Origin of the sequence: Aeromonas sp. Y311-2 (assembly GCF_027706025.1) — a bacterium.
Taxonomy (GTDB): Bacteria; Pseudomonadota; Gammaproteobacteria; order Enterobacterales; family Aeromonadaceae; genus Aeromonas; species Aeromonas veronii.
The window spans coordinates 61,826-81,301 of record NZ_JAPDCL010000014.1 but is presented as its reverse complement, the minus strand read 5'-3'; the positions used below and the strand labels follow the sequence as shown (position 1 = coordinate 81,301).

15 protein-coding genes are annotated in these 19,476 nt (G+C 54.7%); 8 read left to right on the top strand and 7 right to left on the bottom strand.

Features of this window, described 5'->3' with window-relative positions:
• Nucleotides 1–26: 26 nt before the first annotated feature.
• The 7 genes from OKC42_RS14200 to OKC42_RS14170 all read left to right on the top strand — a co-directional run bounded on the left by OKC42_RS14200 (nt 27) and on the right by OKC42_RS14170 (nt 7,779).
• Nucleotides 27–992: a Wzz/FepE/Etk N-terminal domain-containing protein gene (locus tag OKC42_RS14200; protein ID WP_270820105.1), complete on the top strand. Its 966-nt coding sequence runs from the start codon at nt 27–29 to the stop codon at nt 990–992.
• A gap of 93 nt (nt 993–1,085) precedes the next feature.
• Nucleotides 1,086–1,325, top strand: a complete 240-nt coding sequence (locus OKC42_RS14195; protein ID WP_270820103.1) for a hypothetical protein — start codon at nt 1,086–1,088, stop codon at nt 1,323–1,325.
• 90 nt (nt 1,326–1,415) lie between these two features.
• Complete coding sequence (locus OKC42_RS14190) at nt 1,416–2,087, top strand: YjbF family lipoprotein (protein WP_270820102.1); 672 nt, start codon at nt 1,416–1,418, stop codon at nt 2,085–2,087.
• On the top strand, nt 2,084–2,830 hold the full coding sequence (locus tag OKC42_RS14185; protein WP_270820101.1) for a capsule biosynthesis GfcC family protein: 747 nt from the start codon (nt 2,084–2,086) through the stop codon (nt 2,828–2,830). Before OKC42_RS14190 ends, OKC42_RS14185 begins: the two co-directional genes overlap by 4 nt.
• Nucleotides 2,827–4,905, top strand: coding sequence for a YjbH domain-containing protein (locus OKC42_RS14180; RefSeq protein ID WP_270820100.1), 2,079 nt, complete (start codon nt 2,827–2,829; stop codon nt 4,903–4,905). The genes OKC42_RS14185 and OKC42_RS14180 overlap by 4 nt, the downstream gene beginning before the upstream one ends.
• A gap of 122 nt (nt 4,906–5,027) precedes the next feature.
• Nucleotides 5,028–6,767: a PglL family O-oligosaccharyltransferase gene (locus tag OKC42_RS14175; RefSeq protein WP_270820128.1), complete on the top strand. Its 1,740-nt coding sequence runs from the start codon at nt 5,028–5,030 to the stop codon at nt 6,765–6,767.
• 601 nt (nt 6,768–7,368) lie between these two features.
• A complete protein-coding gene (locus tag OKC42_RS14170; protein WP_100646375.1) occupies nt 7,369–7,779 on the top strand; it encodes an H-NS family histone-like protein in 411 nt (136 codons plus the stop codon).
• A gap of 537 nt (nt 7,780–8,316) precedes the next feature.
• Here the strand turns inward: OKC42_RS14170 and OKC42_RS14165 are convergent.
• The 6 genes from OKC42_RS14165 to OKC42_RS14140 all read right to left on the bottom strand — a co-directional run bounded on the left by OKC42_RS14165 (nt 8,317) and on the right by OKC42_RS14140 (nt 17,416).
• Nucleotides 8,317–9,681, bottom strand: coding sequence for an efflux transporter outer membrane subunit (locus OKC42_RS14165; protein WP_270820099.1), 1,365 nt, complete (start codon nt 9,679–9,681; stop codon nt 8,317–8,319).
• Nucleotides 9,682–9,683: 2 nt separating this feature from the next.
• On the bottom strand, nt 9,684–11,657 hold the full coding sequence (locus OKC42_RS14160; RefSeq protein WP_270820097.1) for a MacB family efflux pump subunit: 1,974 nt from the start codon (nt 11,655–11,657) through the stop codon (nt 9,684–9,686).
• Entirely contained in the window at nt 11,654–12,817 is a 1,164-nt protein-coding gene (gene macA / locus OKC42_RS14155) for a macrolide transporter subunit MacA (protein ID WP_270820096.1), read from the bottom strand. Before macA ends, OKC42_RS14160 begins: the two co-directional genes overlap by 4 nt.
• Before the next feature lie 250 nt (nt 12,818–13,067).
• A complete protein-coding gene (locus tag OKC42_RS14150; RefSeq protein WP_270657306.1) occupies nt 13,068–13,958 on the bottom strand; it encodes a manganese-dependent inorganic pyrophosphatase in 891 nt (296 codons plus the stop codon).
• 321 nt (nt 13,959–14,279) lie between these two features.
• Nucleotides 14,280–15,944, bottom strand: coding sequence for a DNA repair protein RecN (gene recN, locus OKC42_RS14145; protein ID WP_270657308.1), 1,665 nt, complete (start codon nt 15,942–15,944; stop codon nt 14,280–14,282).
• A gap of 158 nt (nt 15,945–16,102) precedes the next feature.
• On the bottom strand, nt 16,103–17,416 hold the full coding sequence (locus OKC42_RS14140; protein ID WP_270657309.1) for a 6-phospho-beta-glucosidase: 1,314 nt from the start codon (nt 17,414–17,416) through the stop codon (nt 16,103–16,105).
• Between the two features lie 162 nt (nt 17,417–17,578).
• Between OKC42_RS14140 and OKC42_RS14135 the strand changes: the two genes are divergently transcribed.
• Entirely contained in the window at nt 17,579–18,511 is a 933-nt protein-coding gene (locus OKC42_RS14135) for a LysR substrate-binding domain-containing protein (protein WP_270657310.1), read from the top strand.
• On the opposite strand, the gene nadK is transcribed toward OKC42_RS14135, so the two are convergent.
• Nucleotides 18,508–19,392 (bottom strand): NAD(+) kinase, encoded by an 885-nt coding sequence (nadK, locus tag OKC42_RS14130; RefSeq protein WP_270657311.1) that lies wholly within the window; start codon nt 19,390–19,392, stop codon nt 18,508–18,510. The two genes, OKC42_RS14135 and nadK, sit on opposite strands and share 4 nt — an antisense overlap.
• Nucleotides 19,393–19,476: the final 84 nt, after the last annotated feature.

Sequence of the window (19,476 nt, the reverse complement as noted above, 5' to 3'; positions counted from 1 at the left end):
CTGACTCTTTTGAGGTCCGGTTTGTTATGACTCAACTAAATGAACACCCTCCCTTGCCAATAGCAATGAATGGAGCGGGGGAAGATGAGATTGATTTGCGTGAACTGTTCGCGGCGCTTTGGCGTGGTAAGTGGTGGATAGTTGTCAGTACCTTGGTTGGTGCGGTAATAGCCGTCATTTTTGCAATATCACTGCCAAATATCTATCGCTCAGAGGCCTTGCTTGCACCATCAGCGGAGCAGCAAGGGGGGGGGCTTGCCGCCATGGCTGCCCAATTTGGTGGTCTTGCCAGTTTGGCAGGAGTGAATCTCAGTGGTGGTGGTTCGGACAAAACGGCGATTGCGGTCGAAATTGGGAAATCCCGCCAATTCCTAAGTCACTTTATCCGCCAACATCAGTTGGAAGTGCCTTTGATGGCCGTCGCCAAAGCAGACAAGCTGACTGGTGAATTAGTGATTGATGAAGACATATACGATGTCACTAGCAAAAAGTGGATGCGTGAGGTTCCTCTAGGCAAGTCCGTTGAACCAACGGATTGGGAGCTGGTTAAGGCATTTCGCGATGTTGCCAGTATTAGTCAGGATGCAAAATCAGGGTTGGTTACGGTGGCCGTGGAGTACTACTCTCCTGAGTCTGCAAAGCAGTGGGTTGACTGGTTGGTAGCTGATCTCAATGAGGCCATGAAGTTGCGGGATCAATCTGATGCGACACGTAACATTAGCTATCTCAAGGCACAACTTGAAAAAACCCCAGTCGCAGATATGCAGAAGGTGTTCTACCAACTGATCGAGGATCAGACCAAAACCTTGATGTTGACGGAAGTGAATCAAGAGTATGTGTTTAAAACTCTGGATCCAGCTGTGGTAGCTGAGGAAAAAGCGAAACCTAAACGAGCGTTGATAGCCGTATTGGGGACTTTGCTTGGTGGCATGTTAGGCGTTATGATCGTGCTGGTACGTCATGCAATGGGGCGTACACTTCGTAACAGATAAGAGGGCTCATCTGAGCGACTTGCTCTGGTTTATTGGTCTGTTTCACGATATCCTGTTAGTACTTTAAGTCATGTTTAAACAAGGAAACGAGTAATGAAAAAATCAGCGTTGGCTCTGGCTGCTTTGTTGGTTCTCTCTTCAAATGCTTTTGCTGCTGAAGAAGCAACAGGGACTGTAGCTGGTTCCACTGGCATAGCGGGCACTGCGGCTGTTGGTACCACTACTTTGGTTGCTGTCGGTGTCGGTGCTGCCGTACTGGCAGCGGTTGTTATTTCAGAGGCAAATGACGACTCCACCAGTACAAGCACTAACACAACTACTGCTACCAAGTAAGTTGTTCTGTATTGTAATAAGGCTGCCACATAGGCAGCCTTATTTTTGTCACTTTGCAATTATTTCCCAATTCCACTGAGTGACCCGTCTATGTCTTCTCTTCGTTTTTTTATCCCTTTGGGATTGTTACTCTTGAGTGGTTGCTCTAGCACCAGTTCTGATACCTATGCAACGCTCCGTTATGCCCTTTTAGGGGTGGATGATGTGGAGGTCACGACTGAAAAAGTGCGTAAATTGCCTTATGCCAGCGCGTATCTGCGAGTGGGTGATAACCCACAGGCTTTGGTAGTGCTTGCTTTTGCAGATCCTGACGGTTCATTGAGCTGGGTGAGCTCTGATAATAAGCTTTTTGTTACCAAATCAGGTCGACTGTACAAGACAGTGGGTTTGGAAAATGATCTCTATTTAGTGGCATCATCTTGGCCCGATCCATTACAACAAATTGCAAATGCACCTGATGATGTTTTGAATCTCGATGCTATATATTGGCAGTATAATGCTGAGTGGGAATCCGACTATGTGAGTGGATATAATATGCAAGCTAAGTTTATATCCGCTGTACCGGAAAAGTTGCTAATCCTGGATAAATCACATGATGTTATGTTGATTGACGAATTGGTTAGTTTCGGCCAAGGCCATAATTCTTGGCATAATTACTATTGGTTTGAACCTAGTACAGGCCGAGTATTAAAAAGCCAGCAGCAATTGGGGCCGGACTTACCGGTGATTGAAATGACAATATTAAAGCCGTACGCATTATGAAAAGATACCTGACGATCGGTCTCATGCCATTTTTTGCTTTGGCTCAAGCTGATGTAAACGTAATTTTTGAGCGTCATGCTACTGCGAAGATTGAATTGCATGATGGTGCCAGACTTTCAGATCTGTTATTTAATGTTCAATTGCCAGATGATATCTATTGGCGTACTGCACAAATAGCGAACGCAAAGACCATAGCAGCATTTCAGGCGACTAAAGAACAATTGCTCAAGGATCTTAAAGCACTCCAGGTATTTTGGATGCGAGAGGGTGACAAAGGCGTATTGATCCAGTCAACCCAGCAGTTACTACAAGAGCTGGATAAAATTCCTGTCAGTGGCCGTTTGTCAATCGCATTAGACCCTGCCAAGTCCAGAGTTGACCCGCATGGTAATCCACTATTAAAAGGGCAGTACACACTTTTCCTTGCTTCAAGGCCCGATTTTATCTACTTCGTGGGACTGATTAACGGTCGCAGTAAACAGCCGCTTCAGCCTGGTGCCAGTTTGGCAAGCTATTGGCAGGATTACCGCTTGTTGGCTGGCGCTGCGAAGCATGAAGCATTCCTGATCCAGCCTGACGGTTCTATCAGCCGGGTTCCTGTTGCGAATTGGAATAAACTGCATCGTGAACCTATGGCGGGTGCTACGCTCTTTGTCGGTTTTGATCCCCAAATCCTTCCAGAGCAATATAAAGATATCAATATTCGTATTGCCAATCTGCTTGCTAATCGAGTACCAGAATGATGCTGCCTAAATTGAAATATATTGCGATCTTTGTTTCAGGGGCTGTGTGTGCTGCAGAGTCTGTTATTGATCCTTATGGTCCTTCACAAGGTGATTTCGGTGGTGCAGGTCTGCTTCAAATGCCTACCGCACGAATGGCCAAAACAGGTGAGTTCAGTGCTAACTATGTTGATAATGACCAATATCGTCGATGGTCTATCTCTGCGCAGCCATTTGATTGGTTTGAGGCGACACTAAGATACACTGACGTAAGAACAAGAAAGTATAGTCCGTACGAAGATTTTAGTGGTGATCAAACCTATAAAGACAAAGCGATGGATTTCAAGTTCCGTCTCTGGCAAGAATCTAACTATCTGCCACAGGTTTCCGTGGGCTTTAGAGATTTAATGGGGACCGGTCTCTTTGATAGTGAGTTTATGACAGCTAGCAAACGCTATGGTCCATTTGATTTTACGATCGGTATCGGCTGGGGAAATATGGCCGAAAGTGGTAATATTAAAAACCCGTTTTGTGAGTATAAGGATAGCTGGTGTCAAAGAAATAATAGCTTCACCGGTAGCGGTGGTAAGTTTGAGTTTGATAGTTTGTTTCATGGGCCAGCAGCACTCTTCGGTGGTATTGAATATCAAACACCATGGCAGCCACTTAGGTTGAAGCTGGAATATGATGGCAATGATTATAGTAAAGAGTTCGCTGGCCATATATCTCAAGACTCACCTTGGAATATAGGGGCTGTGTACCGTGTGTTTGAAAATCTGGATAGTCATCTCAGCTGGCAGAGAGGAAACACCTTGATGTGGGGGGTAACTTTTCGGACTAACTTTAATGAGCTGAAACCAGCACATATTGACCAGCCCAGACCCATTTATCAGCCTGACCAAGTTCCTGCCACTATGACTGACGTGAAGTGGCAAGCGTTAACCGCCGATTTGAAAGAGAATGCTGGTTGGCAAGATACTGAGTTTTATACAACGACCAATACTGTGACGGTTATCGGTACGCAGAGCAAGTATCGCGATGAGAGCGAGGCGATGAAGAGAACCTCTTTGTTAGCTGCAAATTATTTGCCGGGTACGGTCGATGAGCTGAATGTTGTTGAACGTAAAGCGAACTTCCATTTACAAGAGACCCGCATCGATCTTCCATCTGTTCGTCGTGCAAATGTGGTACAGGTATTGGGAGAAGAACAGCATGAAAAATCGACGATACAGGCTGCAGGGAAAACCTATGGGAAGTCCATCTATGCATCTGAGCGCAAAGCTTTTTCATACTCTTTTGATCCAGATCTGACGCAGTCTTTTGGTGGTGCTGAGTCTTTTTATATGTATCAGCTAGGCATTAATGCCAATGCTGATTGGCGTATAAATGAAAACAACAGCTTGCAGGGTACGCTGTTTGTAAATCTGATGAATAACTACGACGAGTTCAATTATAAAGCTCCTCCTCCAGATGGCGCTGCCTTACCACGAGTTCGGACGTGGATTCGTGAGTATGTAGATTCCTCTAATGTATTACTCAACAACTTGCAGTTAACCCATATGCAACCACTTGCTCAAGATTGGTACGGGCAAGCTTATGGCGGATATTTGGAGATGATGTATGCCGGTGTCGGGAGTGAGGTGCTTTATCGTCCATATGGTAAGACTTGGGCTATTGGTGTTGATGCAAACTGGGTGAAACAGCGAGACTGGAACAACACCCTGAAAATGGCTGATTACGATGTAATGACCGGGCATGTTACTGCATATTGGCAGTTACCATTCATGAGTAATGTCACAGCCAAAGTTTCCGTGGGTCAGTATTTGGCTGGGGACAAAGGTGCTACATTCGATTTCTCCAAGCGGTTTGATTCGGGCGTTATCTTGGGGGGGTATGCAACATTTACCAATGTCTCTGCAGACGAGTATGGTGAAGGTAGCTTTACCAAAGGAATTTATGTCACGATACCTTTTGATCTAATGCTGCTCAAGCCAACAACCGCTAAAGGAAGCATTGGATGGGTTCCTTTGACACGGGATGGAGGCCAGATGTTGAGTCGCAAGAATGGTCTTTACGGTTTGACAGAGTTGCAGTAATCAAAAGTTGCATAGAGCCGATCTTTTTTCATCAAACAGGGCGAGCAGTTGTAAACTGCTCGCCCTTTTATTACCTACCCAAGATATATGGCAATCTGCAGAAATTATGCTAGGAATGCATGATGATTAAAAACATAAATGGTGTGTTTGGCGTACTCTTTATCGCTTATTGGTTGTTAGGCATGCACTTTTTTATGCACAACCCGGGAGGGGCAGGGCTGTATCTGCCCTTTAACGCATGGGGATGGGTGTTTGCCTCGCTGACTATTGGATTGGGATTGTGGCAAGTAACGTTACGCCAGCGTCTGCTCTTTTCTCCATTACACGCGGGCTTATGGATAGGGGCACTCTTGCTACTGTTGCCGATGTTCTATCCAGGTTTTGCACTCAAGGATTATGCCATTCCTCGATTGCTGGGACTTTTTGCTGGCCTGCTGTTTTTGTTTGGACTCTATGAATGGCGCTTTGATAAGGCGCAGCGTGATCGCTTGCTCTATCTCATCCTGATTGCGATCGCGATGGAGGCAGTGCTGGGCCTGGTGCAGTTCTACCTGTTGACGCCAGGTAACTGGATTGGTTATGACACCAAGGCAAATCGCCCTTACGGGATCTTTCAACAGCCAAACGTGATGGCAACGTTTATGGCGACCGGTATCGCCCTTGCCATCTGGTTGGAGTTGCGTAGAGAGGGTGGTCGCTTGCTGATGGCGCTGTGCTATGGCGTCATTCTATCTGCAACACTGCTGCTCGTTGTTTTGCAATCCCGAGTGGGGCAATTAGGCGGTCTGCTAGCACTGTTTTTACTGATGCCTCAGCTTTATCGGCAGCGGCTGTTATGGCGGATATTGGGTCTGGTTATTTTGGCTGTAGCGATTGGCCTGTTATCACAATATTGGCTGGCTGGAGCAAAACGCGGATTAGAGATCTATCAGTCCGGTGGTATGCGCTTTATTTACTGGCCTTACGCGGCAAAACTGATTGCTCAGGCTCCATGGAGTGGTTGGGGATACGGTAGTTTTGAATCTGTTTTTCTTCATCACTACATGGCCGATAAAGCGCTGAATCCATCTATGGTGCAGATTGAGTACAATCTCGACCACCCTCATAACGAGTTTCTCTATTGGGCTGTTGAGGGGGGCATTGCACCCATAGTAGGTATGGTGATCATGGGAGGCGCATTATTATGGCGTCTGGCGTGTGTGCGTTGGGTTAATGCCATGGGGCTGCTTGCCCTGGTTACCCCGATATTGCTTCACACCCAGACGGAATATCCTCTCTACCATGCAATCGTGTTGTGGTGGTTGTTGCTGACGCTGATTTATATCATCGATACCGAAATTGAAGAGACCAACCTGGCGAGTCATGGTCGCTCATCATGGTGGGATATGGAGTGCCGCCCTTGGTTGTTACTGCGATTTATGGCGATTGCTATTCCGCTGCTGGTAGTGCCCTTTATGCTCACGGCAATTCACACCGCATGGGTAGTCACCAAGTACGAAAGAGGTGGGTATAAAGAGCCGACCTTGCTACTTGATATCATCAATCCCATGGCCTGGTTGACCCGAGTCGAGTTTGATGTGAACTCGGTTCGTCTGATGGTGGGCTTGCAGACAAGCAACAAGACTGAACTGGAAGCTTATCTGGAGTGGGGGCAGGCATTCGTACGCCATACACCACGTGCCAACATATACGCCAATATGGTGATCGCGCTTAATGCATTGGGCCGTACAGATGAAGCTAATGCGATGCGGGCAGCAGCACTTAAGCTTTATCCAACCGAGCCCCTTTTAACGGGGGCGGCTTCACAGGCAGTGATGACCGGTGTTGATCAATCAGACAAGAATATAACCAAAAATAAATAGTGCTATTTGGCTACGTAGAAAGCCAGCCAATTAACAATGGCTGGCTTTTTTATTGCGTGCGTTCTGGATTACCAGCATCTGAACAGTCTGTTTTCTGGTGTATACATCTGCCAAACGGATGTATACATTGAAATGTGACTCAGTGATTTCAACCTATTGATTAACATGTGATTTTATTGATGGCGTTGCATACATTGATGGTCAATTGGGACATGCCGATCGTCATCGGGCAAACGGGACGGGAGCTAGGCTTGTTCATTGCTACACGGATAGGAACAGGCTTGTCACATGATGTTGAACGTATGGTAGAGATGTGCGCTCAAGGCTTATATAGCGGATCTCAGCGTTAGTCTATTGGATACTGAACTGGAAATTAATGAGTCTTGAAATACCGACTTTTCTTGAACACAAGACGGTAATCGCCTCACTACCCAAATGATCGGCATTCGAGCTTGTTTGTTATTGATAGTGACCGGCATTCGATCTTGCTGGTGAAAATTAAGAAAAAAAGAACGCTAATATAGAAAAACTGTATGTTGTCGGGAATTGTCCATGCTATTCTGAAACGGTATCCCTGTAACCGACTTTTTGTGAGGAAATAATGAACGAGTTTCTGAAAGTTCTGCTGAACATTCGCAGTCTGCGTGCGGCTATTCGTGAGCTGCCGTTTGAGCAACTGCTGGAAGCTAAAGAGAAGTTTGACCTGGTTTACCAAGAGCGCGCCGATTCTGTTGAACAGGAGCGTGCTGAACAGGAAGAGCGTCAGCGCAAGCTGAATGAATTCACCGAAATGCTGCAGCAGGCTGGTATTGATCCTCGCGAGCTGCTGGCGACTGCAGCTGCTCCGGCTACTGCGACTGGCGCTGCCAAGAGCAAGCGCGCTCCGCGTCCGGCTAAATACAAGTACGAAGAAGATGGCCAGGAAAAAACCTGGACCGGTCAAGGCCGTATGCCGAAAGCCATTGCTGCTCAAGTAGCACTGGGTAAAGACCTGAACGATTTCCTGATCTAATTCGTCAGGTTCAGAGATTGAATAATGCCGCCCTTGGGCGGCATTATTTTTTGTCTTGTCACTCGTGGTTATCCAATCCGCCCTTTCGCCCCACTGTTATCTACATTCTCGCTTGTATCCTTTTTTCCGTCGTGTCACCACACTGTTCCTTTTCTCAATATCACTCGTTGTTTGCGATTAATTTTGTCGTGCAGGATTAACTGCGTGATATCGCTATTTGTATGCGTTGTGCAGATATGCGCTTCGGATATGTCTCTCATGATTCACGGAGCGCCGCTCGGCAAGAGCCAAGCTCTCTGCTGATGGAATATCCGGTAATCGTTATCTCCGTTCAGGGAGCGTGAGGGATAGAGAGAGTCGCAAAGTATGGCCGGGATTTTCTGGGTCACCGATGCATGTAATTAGCTGCGCTGCCATAACTGCCCCTGATGATGGGCAATGAAGTTCGGCTGCAATGTGGGAGAGGGAATTCGGTGCGGTTGATGGCGATGGTATTCCCCACTCTACAGGCAGAGTGGGGAATATTGGGGGGAGGCGTTATCGGGGCGCCACGCTATCGCTGCCACCCAGGGCGCGATAGATTTTGGCAGTGGTGGTGAGCTGCTCTTTTTGCTGGGCCAGCAGGCTCTGCTGGGCATCCCACAGCCGGTTCTGCTCATCAAGCCAGGCTTGCACGCCGGTCGCACCTGCCTGGAAGCGAGCCTTGGCCAGTCGTTCGGCCTCCCGGGCATAACTCAGCTGCTCCTGCAGATAATCGAGTCGCTGCTGGCCATAGTGGCGTGCGGCCAGATTGTCTTCCACCTCCACCAGTGCGGTGTAGAGCTGTTTGCGAAACTCGGTTTCAGCGATCTGGTAATCCAGCTCTGAGCTTTCGATGGCAAGCTGGGTGCGGTTGTATTCAAGGAAGGGGAGGGCGAGGCTGGCTCCCAGCGTACCTACCGGATTTTGCAGCACCTGCGCCAATCTATCGGATGCGGTGCTGGCACTGCCGGTCAGGGTCAGGCTGGGGTAGAAGCTGGTGCGGATCTCGTCCCCCTTTGCCAGCGTCTTGCGCAGCCGCAATTCGGCCGCTTTGACATCGGGGCGGCGAGCCAGCACATCGGCTGGAATACCCACCGCAAGTTCAGGAATGGTCTGCTTTGCAAGGGACGCGGGTGCATACTCCAGTGGCCCGCTGCTGCGGCCCAGCAACAGACGCAGGGCATTGCGAGCCTGCTCCTGCTGCGCTTTAAGTGAGGCCAGCTCAGCCTGCTTGCCTGCCAGTTGCTGGCGTGCCTGCGCCAGATCGAGTCGGGTAATGGCGCCAGCCTGGTATTTGGTCTGGGTCAGCTGCTCGGTACGGGTCTGGTTGGCCAGCTGCTGTTCCCCAAGGGTGATGGCTGAGCCGAGATAGCCGAGCTGCCAATACTGCTCCAGGGTATTGCCGATCAGCAGTAGTCGGGCGCTGGCGAGGTCCTGTTCGCTTGCCGCCGCTTCCCAGCTTGCCTGATCTCGCACCGAGGCAAGCTTGCCCCACAAATCCACTTCGTAACTGAGGCTCAGCGAGGGGCCCAGACTGTTGGTGTCTTTGCCGGTTTTCAGATCCTTGTTGCCACTGGCGGCGATAGTGCCATTGACCGAGGGGGTGAGGTTGGTATCGGCCTGCTCGGCGCCCAGTCGGGCGCTTTTGAGCTTGAGGGCCGCCACATGCATGTCCGGGTTGGCGGCCAGTACCGCGTCGACCAATTTGTCGAGTTGGGGATCATGAAATTTCCGCCACCAGGGGCCAGCCTGCGTAGCCAGTTGGGTGCCCTCTGCTTGTTGCCATGTGGGGGCGATCGCCAGCTCGGGTCTTTGATAGGTGCTGTGCTGACTGCAGCCGCTGAGGGCCATGCAGAGAGCCAGCCAGGAGAGTTTGTGCATTGTTATTCCCTCGCCAGTGCGACAACAGGGTCGAGCCGCGCCGCATTGCGTGCCGGCAGGTAACCAAACAGGATCCCGATGAGTGACGAGCAGCCAAAGGCCATCAGGATGGAGAAGAGCGAGAACTGCATCTTGATGGAGTCCACCAGCAGTGAAAAGAGCGCGCCAATACCGAGCGAGAGGCCGACGCCGAAGATCCCCCCCAGCAGGCTCACCATCACAGCTTCAATCAGAAATTGCTGCAGGATATCCGACTGGCGTGCGCCCACGGCCATGCGAATGCCGATCTCGCGGGTGCGCTCCACCACCGACACCAGCATGATGTTCATCACGCCCACCCCGCCGACGATCAGCGAGATCACCGCGATGGCCGAGACCATCAGGGTCATGGTGGCGGTGGTTTTCTCTACCGATTTGATGATGCTGTCGCTACTGAAGGTGAAGAAATCCTTCACCCCATGGCGCTTGGTGATCAGCTCGATCACCGCCTGCTCGGCCAGTGCCGGTTGTACCCCGTCTTTGACCCGGATGGTGATCTGGCTGAAGTGGTGCTGCGAGATGAGGCGACTCATCACCGCGCTGTAGGGCAGCCAGATATTGACTGACTGGCTGGTGGGGCCAAAGCCGGTCTCCTGCGAAACCACACCGACAATCCGCACCGGCAAGGTGCCGACCAGTACCACCTTGCCGACCGGCTCCTCCTTGCCAAGCAGGCTGGTGATACTCTTCTTGTCCACCACGGCGACGGCGGCACGCTGCTGGATATCTTGCCACTCCAGTAAGCGACCACTGACCAGCGTCATCCCCTTTACTTTGAAATAGTCGTTACCGACCCCGGTCACGTTGCCGCTGTTGGTCTTGTTGCGATAGCGCAACTGGCCGGAGCTGCCGATCTCGGGGCTGGCGCCCGCAAGATAGGGTTGCCCCAGCAGTGCATCGAGATCCCCCTTGTTGAGGGTCTGGATGCTGGCCATCTTCTCATCGCCCCATCCTTTACCCGGGAAGATTTCGATGGTGTTGGTGCCCATCGCATTGATCTGGTCGATCACCTTGGCGCGCGCCCCCTGGCCAAGAGCGACCACGCTCACCACGGCGGCGATGCCGATGATGATGCCGAGCATGGTGAGGAAGGTGCGCATCCGGTGGGCGAGCATGGCATGGATCGCCATCCGTCCCGCTTCCCGATAACGATCCCAGTCGTGACCCATGGCACCTTTAGTGGGCACTATTTTTTGAGGGGCTGTGGCGGTGGCTGGAGCCAACACGGCCGTTTGGCAGGGGCCGCTATCTTGTTCAATCCGACCATCCTTGAGAGTGATGATCCGGTCGGCATGGCTGGCCACGTTCATATCGTGGGTGACCAGAATGATGGTGTGGCCCTGAGCGTGCAGCTCCTTGAGGATCGCCATCACCTCCTTGCCGCTCTGGCTATCCAGTGCGCCGGTCGGTTCATCGGCGAGGATCACTTCGCCGCCATTGGCCAGCGCTCGGGCGATACTGACCCGCTGCTGCTGACCGCCGGAAAGCTGACCCGGGGTGTGGTGACTGCGATCGCGCAGTCCCAGTCTGCCCAGCAGCTGACGCGCGCGCGCCTGGCGATCCGGACGGCTGGTGCCGGCATAGACGGCTGGGATCTCCACGTTGGCGGCGGCATCGAGATGGGGCAGCAGGTGGTAGCGCTGAAAGATAAAACCGAAGTGGTGGCAGCGCAGCCGGGCCAGCGCCAACGCATCCATGGTGGCGGTGTCCTGACCGCGAAACAGATACTGGCCGCTGCTCGGGCTATCGAGACAACCCAGCAGGTTCATCAGGGTCGACTTGCCGGAGCCGGACGCACCGACAATGGCGATCATCTCTCCTGCCGAGATGGTGAGGTCAAGAGGGTGGAGCACGGTGACTTCGCTGTCGCCGCTCTGGTAGCGTCGCTCGACCCCTTTCAGCTGGATCAACGGCAGCTGGTTCAGGGGCTCACTCATAGCATCACCGCCATCTCATCATTGTCGGCGGGGGCTCCGTGATTGAGCTGCACCTCCTCCTTCTCGCTCAGCCCGCTGATCACCTCAATGCGGATCTCGTCCTTCATACCGGTCTTGATATGGCGGGTTTCGGTCGTCTCATCTTCCTTGATCACGGTGACTTCATACTCGTTGTCACCCAACGACTTGCCGAGGGCGGTTTGCGGCACAGTGAGCACCTGCTTGCGCTCGCCGAGCACTATGGTCACCTGGGTGGTCATTGCGACCCGCAGGGTATGGTCGGGATTGGGCACATCGAACAGGGCGTAGTAGTAAACGGCCGCATTGTTGGTGGTGGTGCCTGTGCTAGCCTGATCGTTGATGTTGGTAGGCGCTAACTCCACGGCGCGAAGCGTACCCTGATAGCGGGTGTCCGGATCGCCAATCAGGGTGAAATAGACCGGCATGCCGGCTTTGACCTTGGTGACATCGGCTTCGGAGATCTGCGCCTTGACCGTCATGGTCTCGAGGTTAGCCAGCTTGAGTACGGTCGGCACCGTCTGGCTGGCCGCCAGGGTCTGGCCCTGACGGGTCACAATGCTGATGACGGTGCCATCCATCGGCGCCAGGATCTTGGTGTAGCCCAGCTCGGTCTTGGCCCGATCAACCTTGATCAGGGCGTTGTCGATATTGGCCTGGCTGTTTTGCAGTTCGGCGCGGGTGACCGCCAGCAGTGCCTCGGCACTCTCCAGATCGGCCCGTGAGCTCGCCTCCTGCTTGAACATCTGTTGCTGGCGCCGCCAGGCGAGCTCGTTCTGTTTGAGTTGCGCTTGCTTGATCTTGAGCTGGGCGCGGTTGCTGGCAAGTTCCGCCTCGGCCGTCTTGAGGTTGTTCTGGGCAATCAGGGGATCGATCTCGGCCAGCAGGTCTCCCTGTTTGACCTGATCACCTGCCTCGACGGCCAGCTTGGTAACCTGACCGGATACCTGGGCCCCCACATCCACCTGCTCCACGGCCTGCAGCACGCCACTGGCCAGTACGGTCTGGGCAATATCCTCGCGGGTCACCTGAGCGGTCAGCATCGCCTTGGGTGGTTGACTGGGCCAGAGCAGCCAGCCGAGGAGCACCACGGCGATCAGCATGGTGATGGCCAGGGTTCTCTGCTTGGGGGTTATGTTCATCGATCACCTGAATGGAAACGGAAAAGGTTGTGCGCGGCGATTATCCTGCAGCAAAGCCCTGATAAATAACAGCCGCAAATATGTAAGCAAAGTTATGGCGTTAACTATCAATAAGCCGTGAAAGGAGTAAACGAGAGACCGCAGTGGTGAGCAAGATGGTCAGCAAGAGGATAGGGAGTGCCGCTTGCGGTGGCGATGAAAAAGCCCTGCGCAGAGGCAGGGCTTTGGAATAGGTGATGGCGAGGGAGGATTAGGCCTTGGCCAGCAGATCCATAACCCAGGGCAGACCCTGCTTCTTGCGGCTGACAAAGCCCGGGTGGTAGCTGGACTCGGCCGGTACTTTGGTGTGCTCGGTAAAGTAGATACGGCTGGCTGCGGCCGTCAGGTCAGTCACCATCAGCACGAAGAAGTCGAGCCCTTCGCTTTCAACACGGTGCGCCATCTCTTGCTGCAGAGTTTCGATCTGGTCGGCAAGCTGTTGTTCGCTGCCCACTTCAATCTGGCTCATGATGAAGTTCAGACCTTCGGCCTGGAATGCCTTCTCATCCTGCTGCAGCAGTTGAGCTGGGGTCAGGCCGCTCAGGTCGGTTTTCGCCATCAGCAGCTGTTGGCCGAATTCGGCCAGCGATACTTCGGCCAGTGGTGCCAGACGCTCACAGGCGATCTTGTCCTGCTCGGTGGTGGTCGGCGAGGTGAGACAGAGGGTATCGCTCATGATGGCACCCAGCATCAGGCGAGCCTGGCTGCGGGTCACAGTGTCTTGCTGGCTCAGCAGGTCGAAGGCGATGGTGCAGGTGCAGCCGACGGCCCGGATCCAGGCATCCAGCGGAGACTGGGTGACCAGAGTGCCGAGACGGTGGTGATCCACCAGGCCCAGTACATTGGCTTGTGCCAGTGTGGCAGGGCCCTGTTCCAGATCACTGAAATCCACCAGCCAGACATCTTCACCGGTCAGATCTTTGGTCAGCAACTCGGGTTCGCTGACGCCAGCCTGCTCCAGAATAAAACGGGTTTCGGTGCGCAGGTCACCCAGACGCCATGGGGTGGCCTGACGGCCCTGGCCATTGAGCCAGTCGGTGATAACCAGCGCACTGCAGATACTGTCGCTATCAGGATTCTTGTGACCAAAAACGTGGATCATAGACAAAGCCTCACAATTGGATACCCATAAAGGGGGGCAACACTATGCGAAATCCGCCACATGAAGGCAACCGGATCCACGCCCATGTTGCTGCCAGCTTCGCCTAACTCGCCATTTTATTGATCTGGGTCGGTAATCCTGACGCGAGTTCGGTTCTCACAGTTGGCTATTGGCTATTGGCTATTGGCTATTGGCTATTGGCTATTGGCTATTGGCTATTGCTGACTGTGCAGGCTATGGCACTCGTTCGTGCCTGTGCAGTCAGCATGTTCTGTCAGCGTTATCAGTCGCCATCGCTGCAAATGGGCTTTATTGCCTGATTCAGCGACGCAGCAGCTCGCGGGCATTGGCCAATGTGTTATCGGTGATCTGGTCGCCACCGAGCAGGCGTGCCAGCTCGTTGAGACGGGCTGTCTCATCAAGGGCACTCATTTGGGTTTCGGTGGTTTTGCCATCGGTATGCTTGCTCACCACCATATGCTGGTGGCCGTTGCCTGCCACCTGAGGCAAGTGAGTGACCACCATCACCTGAGTGGACTCCCCGAGCTGGCGTAGCAGGCGACCTACCACAGCGGCAGTCGGACCGCTGATCCCCACATCCACCTCATCGAAAATCAGGGTCGGAGTGGAGATCTTGCGGGCGCTGATCACCACGATGGCGAGGCTGATGCGCGACAGCTCACCGCCGGAGGCCACCTTGCCAAGCGGCTGGATCGGTTGGCCTGGGTTGGTGGTGACCATAAATTCCACCCGATCTATACCCAGCGGAGAGAGGCTGCTCTGGGCATCGGGGCGCACCTCGATGGCAAAGCGGCCATCGGGCATCGCCAGTTCGTGCATGCTGCTGGTCACTTTGGCGCCCAGCTCCTGGGCGTAACGCTGGCGACTGTGGCTCAGGGCTTCGGCGGCCTGCACAAAAGCCTGACGGGCATCGGCCAGCTCATCTTCCATCCCCTCTAACCGCTCCTCATCGGAGTTGAGGCGAGCGAGATCCGAGGCCAGCTCCTGATGGTGCAGGGCCAGGTCTGCCGGTTTGACGTGGTGCTTGCGAGCCAGATTGATCGCCTTGGAGAGACGGGCCTCCAGCTCGTTGAAACGCTCGGGATCCAGCTCCAGCCGATCGAGATAGCTGCGCAGTTCGCTGTGACTCTCCTGCACCCCGATCAGGGCTTCGTTCAGCATCTCCAGTACCGGGGTGAGGCGGCTATCCATGCTGACCAGCCCCTCGGCCCGATCGACGGCTGATTGCAGCAGCCCTGCGATAGTGGTCTCTTCGTTGTCATAGAGCAGATCGAGGCAAGCCCCGCACTCTTGCATCAGTTCTGTGCCGTTGGCGAGACGCTGGTGCTCCTCTTCTATCTCTTCGAACTCCCCTGGTTGCAGGGCAAATTCGTCCAGCTCCTGCACCTGGTACTCGATCAGCTGGCGGCGGGCTTCCCGCTGCTGCTGCTCGGCCTTGAGCCGGTTCAACTCGTTTTGCAGTTGGCGCCACTGCTGATAGTGCTGGCGCACCTCGTCGAGCAGCAGATGGTGACCGGCATAGCCGTCGAGCAGGGCGAGCTGGTAGTCGGGTTTTAGCAGCATCTGGTGGGCATGTTGACCGTGCACGTTGACCAGCAGCTGGCCCAGATTCTTGAGCTGGGTGAGGGGGACAGGCACGCCGTTGATATAGCTGCGTGAACGCCCCTCGGCGGAGATGACTCGCCGGACGATACACTCACCTTCGTTTTCCAGCTCGTTGGTGGCGAGCCAGGCGCGGGCGGCCGGGTTGTTGTCGAGCAGGAAGCGGGCGCTGACCTCGCTTTTATCGCTATCGGGTCGCACCATGCCTGCTTCGGCCCGCTCTCCAAGACAGAGGCCGAGGGCGTCGATGGCGATGGATTTACCGGCACCGGTCTCCCCGGTAATGCAGGTCATGCCCGCTTGCAGATCGAGTTCGAGAAACTTGACGATGGCGAAGTTGTTGACGGTCAGCTGGGTCAGCATGGTCTCATCCTGTATAGGTCAACATTACTGTGTATGCATCCAGTATATACTGGTCTTATATACAGTAAAGAGGTGGCCACCATTTTTAAGCGAAAACGGGCCACCAGAGTGGTGACCCGTACAGGACCGAGAGGGGGCGATGAGAGGCGTGACGCCGCTCAGTGGAAGGCTGACATCAGATCCGGATGGGCGGCGATCACCTCGTCCAGTGCCTGCTCCAGCCGACTGCCACTGGTGATGAGCGGGTTGAGCACCAGGGCACGCCAGGCTGCGTGGCGGTTGCCGGTGATGGCGGCCTCGATGGTGAGCTGCTCGAACTCTTTCATCAACTGCAGCAGGCGCAGGGTGTCTTGCGGGAAGGGGGCCACGTTGAGCGGCAGCGGGCCTGACTTGGTGATAAGGGAGCTGACCTCCACCGCGCACTCATCCGGCAGACCGTTGATGGCGCCATTGTTGCGGGTGTTGACGTGCATGATGATGCGCTTGTCGTTGTGGATGGCGCTCATCAGCTCGCATGCGGCTTCCGAATAGTATTGGCCGCCGCGTCCTTCCAGCGCCTTGGGCTTCTCGGCGAGATCCGGGTTGCGATAGAGATCGAACAGCTGTTGCTCGATGACCTTGACCACCTCGCCCCGGGTACCTTCGCCATTGGCCTCACCGAGCTCCTGCTTGAGGATGTCGTCGCTCATGTAGTAGTAGCGCAGATAGGCACAGGGGATCATGCCCAGATTGGCCAGCAGGTCCTTGGGCCAGGCAAAGGGGGGAATATTGCGCGGCACCAGCGGATCCTGCCCTTGCGCGAGCCGGGCAATCACGTCGCCGAGTCGGTCCTGGCCCTGATGCTGGATCTGGCGTACGAAGATGAAGTGGTTGAGCCCGGCCACCTGCATGATGAACTCCTGCTCATTCTGGGTCTCCAGCAGGGTAGCGACCCCTTTTTGCATGATCACCGGCACGTTGCACAGCCCTACCGCTTTGATCTTGCTGTGACGCAATACCGCTTCGGTCACCATGCCTGACGGATTGGTGAAGTTGAGCAGCCAGGCATCGGGGCAGAGGCGTTCCATGTCGGCGGCGATCTGCAAGGCGATGGGGATGGTTCGGCAAGCGTTGGCAAAGCCGCCCAGTCCATTGGTCTCCTGACCGATCAGACCATATTTCAACGAGATCCGCTCATCGCTGATGCGGGCTTCCAGACAGCCGGCGCGAAACTGGGAGCAGACGTAGTCGGCGCCTTGCAGTGCCTCTTCCCGATCGAGCCGGGTTTCAACCCGTACCGCCAGCCCGGCTTTGGCCAGCATGCGGCGGGTGAGGGCAGCGATGATCGCCATCTTCTCGCGGCCATCGTCGATGTCGACCAACCAGAGTTCGCGCATTGGCAACTCGTGCTGACGCTGGATCAGCCCTTCAATCAGCTCCGGGGTATAGCTGGAGCCAGCACCGATGACCACAATCTTGAGTCCGTTTTTCATTGTCCACCTCATGAACAGGGATAGGGGTTGCACCTATTAAAGAGGGGCGTGGATGGCCAGACAAACGAAATAAGGGGCACTATGGATTAGCCAGTTTCATCCATAAGTGGAAGTGGCATACTAATGCCCTGCACCGTAACGATCGTGATCACGAGGTTATCCATGCTGGTACAACAGAACACCCTAGCCCTGCTGCACACCTTCGAGAGCACGGCCCGTCATCTCAGTTTCACCCGCGCCGCCGAGGAGATGAACCTCACCCAGGGGGCCATCAGCCACCGTATTCGTCATCTGGAAGGGCTACTGGGGTTTCGCCTGTTTATTCGCCTGACCCGCAAGCTGGCGTTGACGGAGGAGGGGGCGAGACTGTTGGCGACCCTGAGCCACTCCCTGCGCCAGATCAACGAGGAGATCGAGGATATCCGGGCTCAGGATCTGCGGGGGACGCTCCACGTGGGGGTTGCGCCTACCCTGGGGCTCAACTGGCTGATGCCAAGGTTGCCCCGTTTCCAGCAGCGCTGGCCCGGGCTGAACGTCATGATGCGGGTACGGGCGGGGGCAGTGGATTTCAACGAGGAGCGGGTGGATCTGGCCATCTACTACGGCGCCACCCGTTGCAGTGATCTGCACCGGGAGCTGTTGATGGAAGAGCAACTGGTGCCCGTCTGTTCTCCCGAATATGCCGAGCGGCTGGGATTGCTGGCGGATCCGGCCCGGCTGGCGGAGGCCTGTTTTATCCACGCCTCCGAATCGACTGATGTGCAGCAGCTCTTCTCGGAGTGGCGCCACTGGTGCGAGGGCGCGGCCATGGCTCTGCCCTATGAACAGCGTCACTACGGCTTCAATCACTATCAGATGGCGCTGCAGGCGGCGCAGGGCGGCATGGGCGTCGCAATGGGGCGGGAGGTGCTGGTGTGCAGCTTGCTGGCGCAGGGCTCGCTGGTGGCAGTGGGTGGCCCGCGGGTGCCAGCCGGGCGCAATTACGAGCTGATTTCGCCGCGGGAGAACCGCGAGCGACCGCGCTTTCGCGCCTTTAGCGACTGGCTGCGCAGCGAGGTGGCGCTCAGCCAGTCAGGCCCTGAACCGGTTCTTTAAAACAGCTTGCTACCCCAGCCGAGCTTGTTGCGCAGCACATGGAAGTAGCTGTAGTCGAGGGGATGCACCAGATGGAGCTGGTGGTGGCTCTTTTTGATGAGGATCTCGTCCCCCGGGTGTACCGCCAGCGTCACCTGACCGTCACAGCTCACCTGCATGGCGTCATCCTGATTCTCTGGCGAGACCAGCAGTCGCACTTCACTGTCGGCATCCAGCACGATGGGACGGCTGCTCAGGGTGTGCGGGAACATGGGCACCAGCGTGATGGCGTTGAGCTTGGGGGTGAGGATGGGACCACCGGCCGACAATGAATAGGCGGTGGAGCCGGTCGGGGTGGCCACTATGATGCCGTCCGAGCGCTGGCTATACATGAAGCTGCCATCGATATAGACCTCGAACTCGATCATGTGGGCGATCTTGCCCGGGTGCAGTACGGCTTCGTTGACCGCCAGATTGCTCGATTTGCGCTCGCCGTGGCGATAGACCGAGGCTTCCAGCAGGAAGCGGTGTTCGCTCTTGTAGTGACCGGAGAGCACCTGCTCCAGTGGCAATAGATAATCTTGCGGCGAGAGGTCGGTCAGAAAGCCGAGGTTACCCCGGTTGACCCCGATCACTGCCACATCGAAGCGCGACAGCACCCGTGCCGCCCCCAGCATGTTGCCGTCACCGCCGACCACGATGGCGAGATCGGCCTGCTGGCCCAGTTGTACCAGATCCATCACGTTTTCATCGAGGATGCTCAGGGTCTGGGCGACCCGGCTCTCCACCAGTACCCTAAAGCCGCGGGCGGTCAGGTATTGATGCAGGCCGGTCAGCGTCTGGTTGGCCCCCTCATGGTGGGGTTTGCCAATCAGGGCGATGGTTTTGAACGGAGAATCCATAGTCAGTCAGATCTGGGATGGGTATTGCGGGCCAGTATACAGTGCTTTGCTCCGCTTGTGACGCTCTCCCGTGTGACGGGGCTG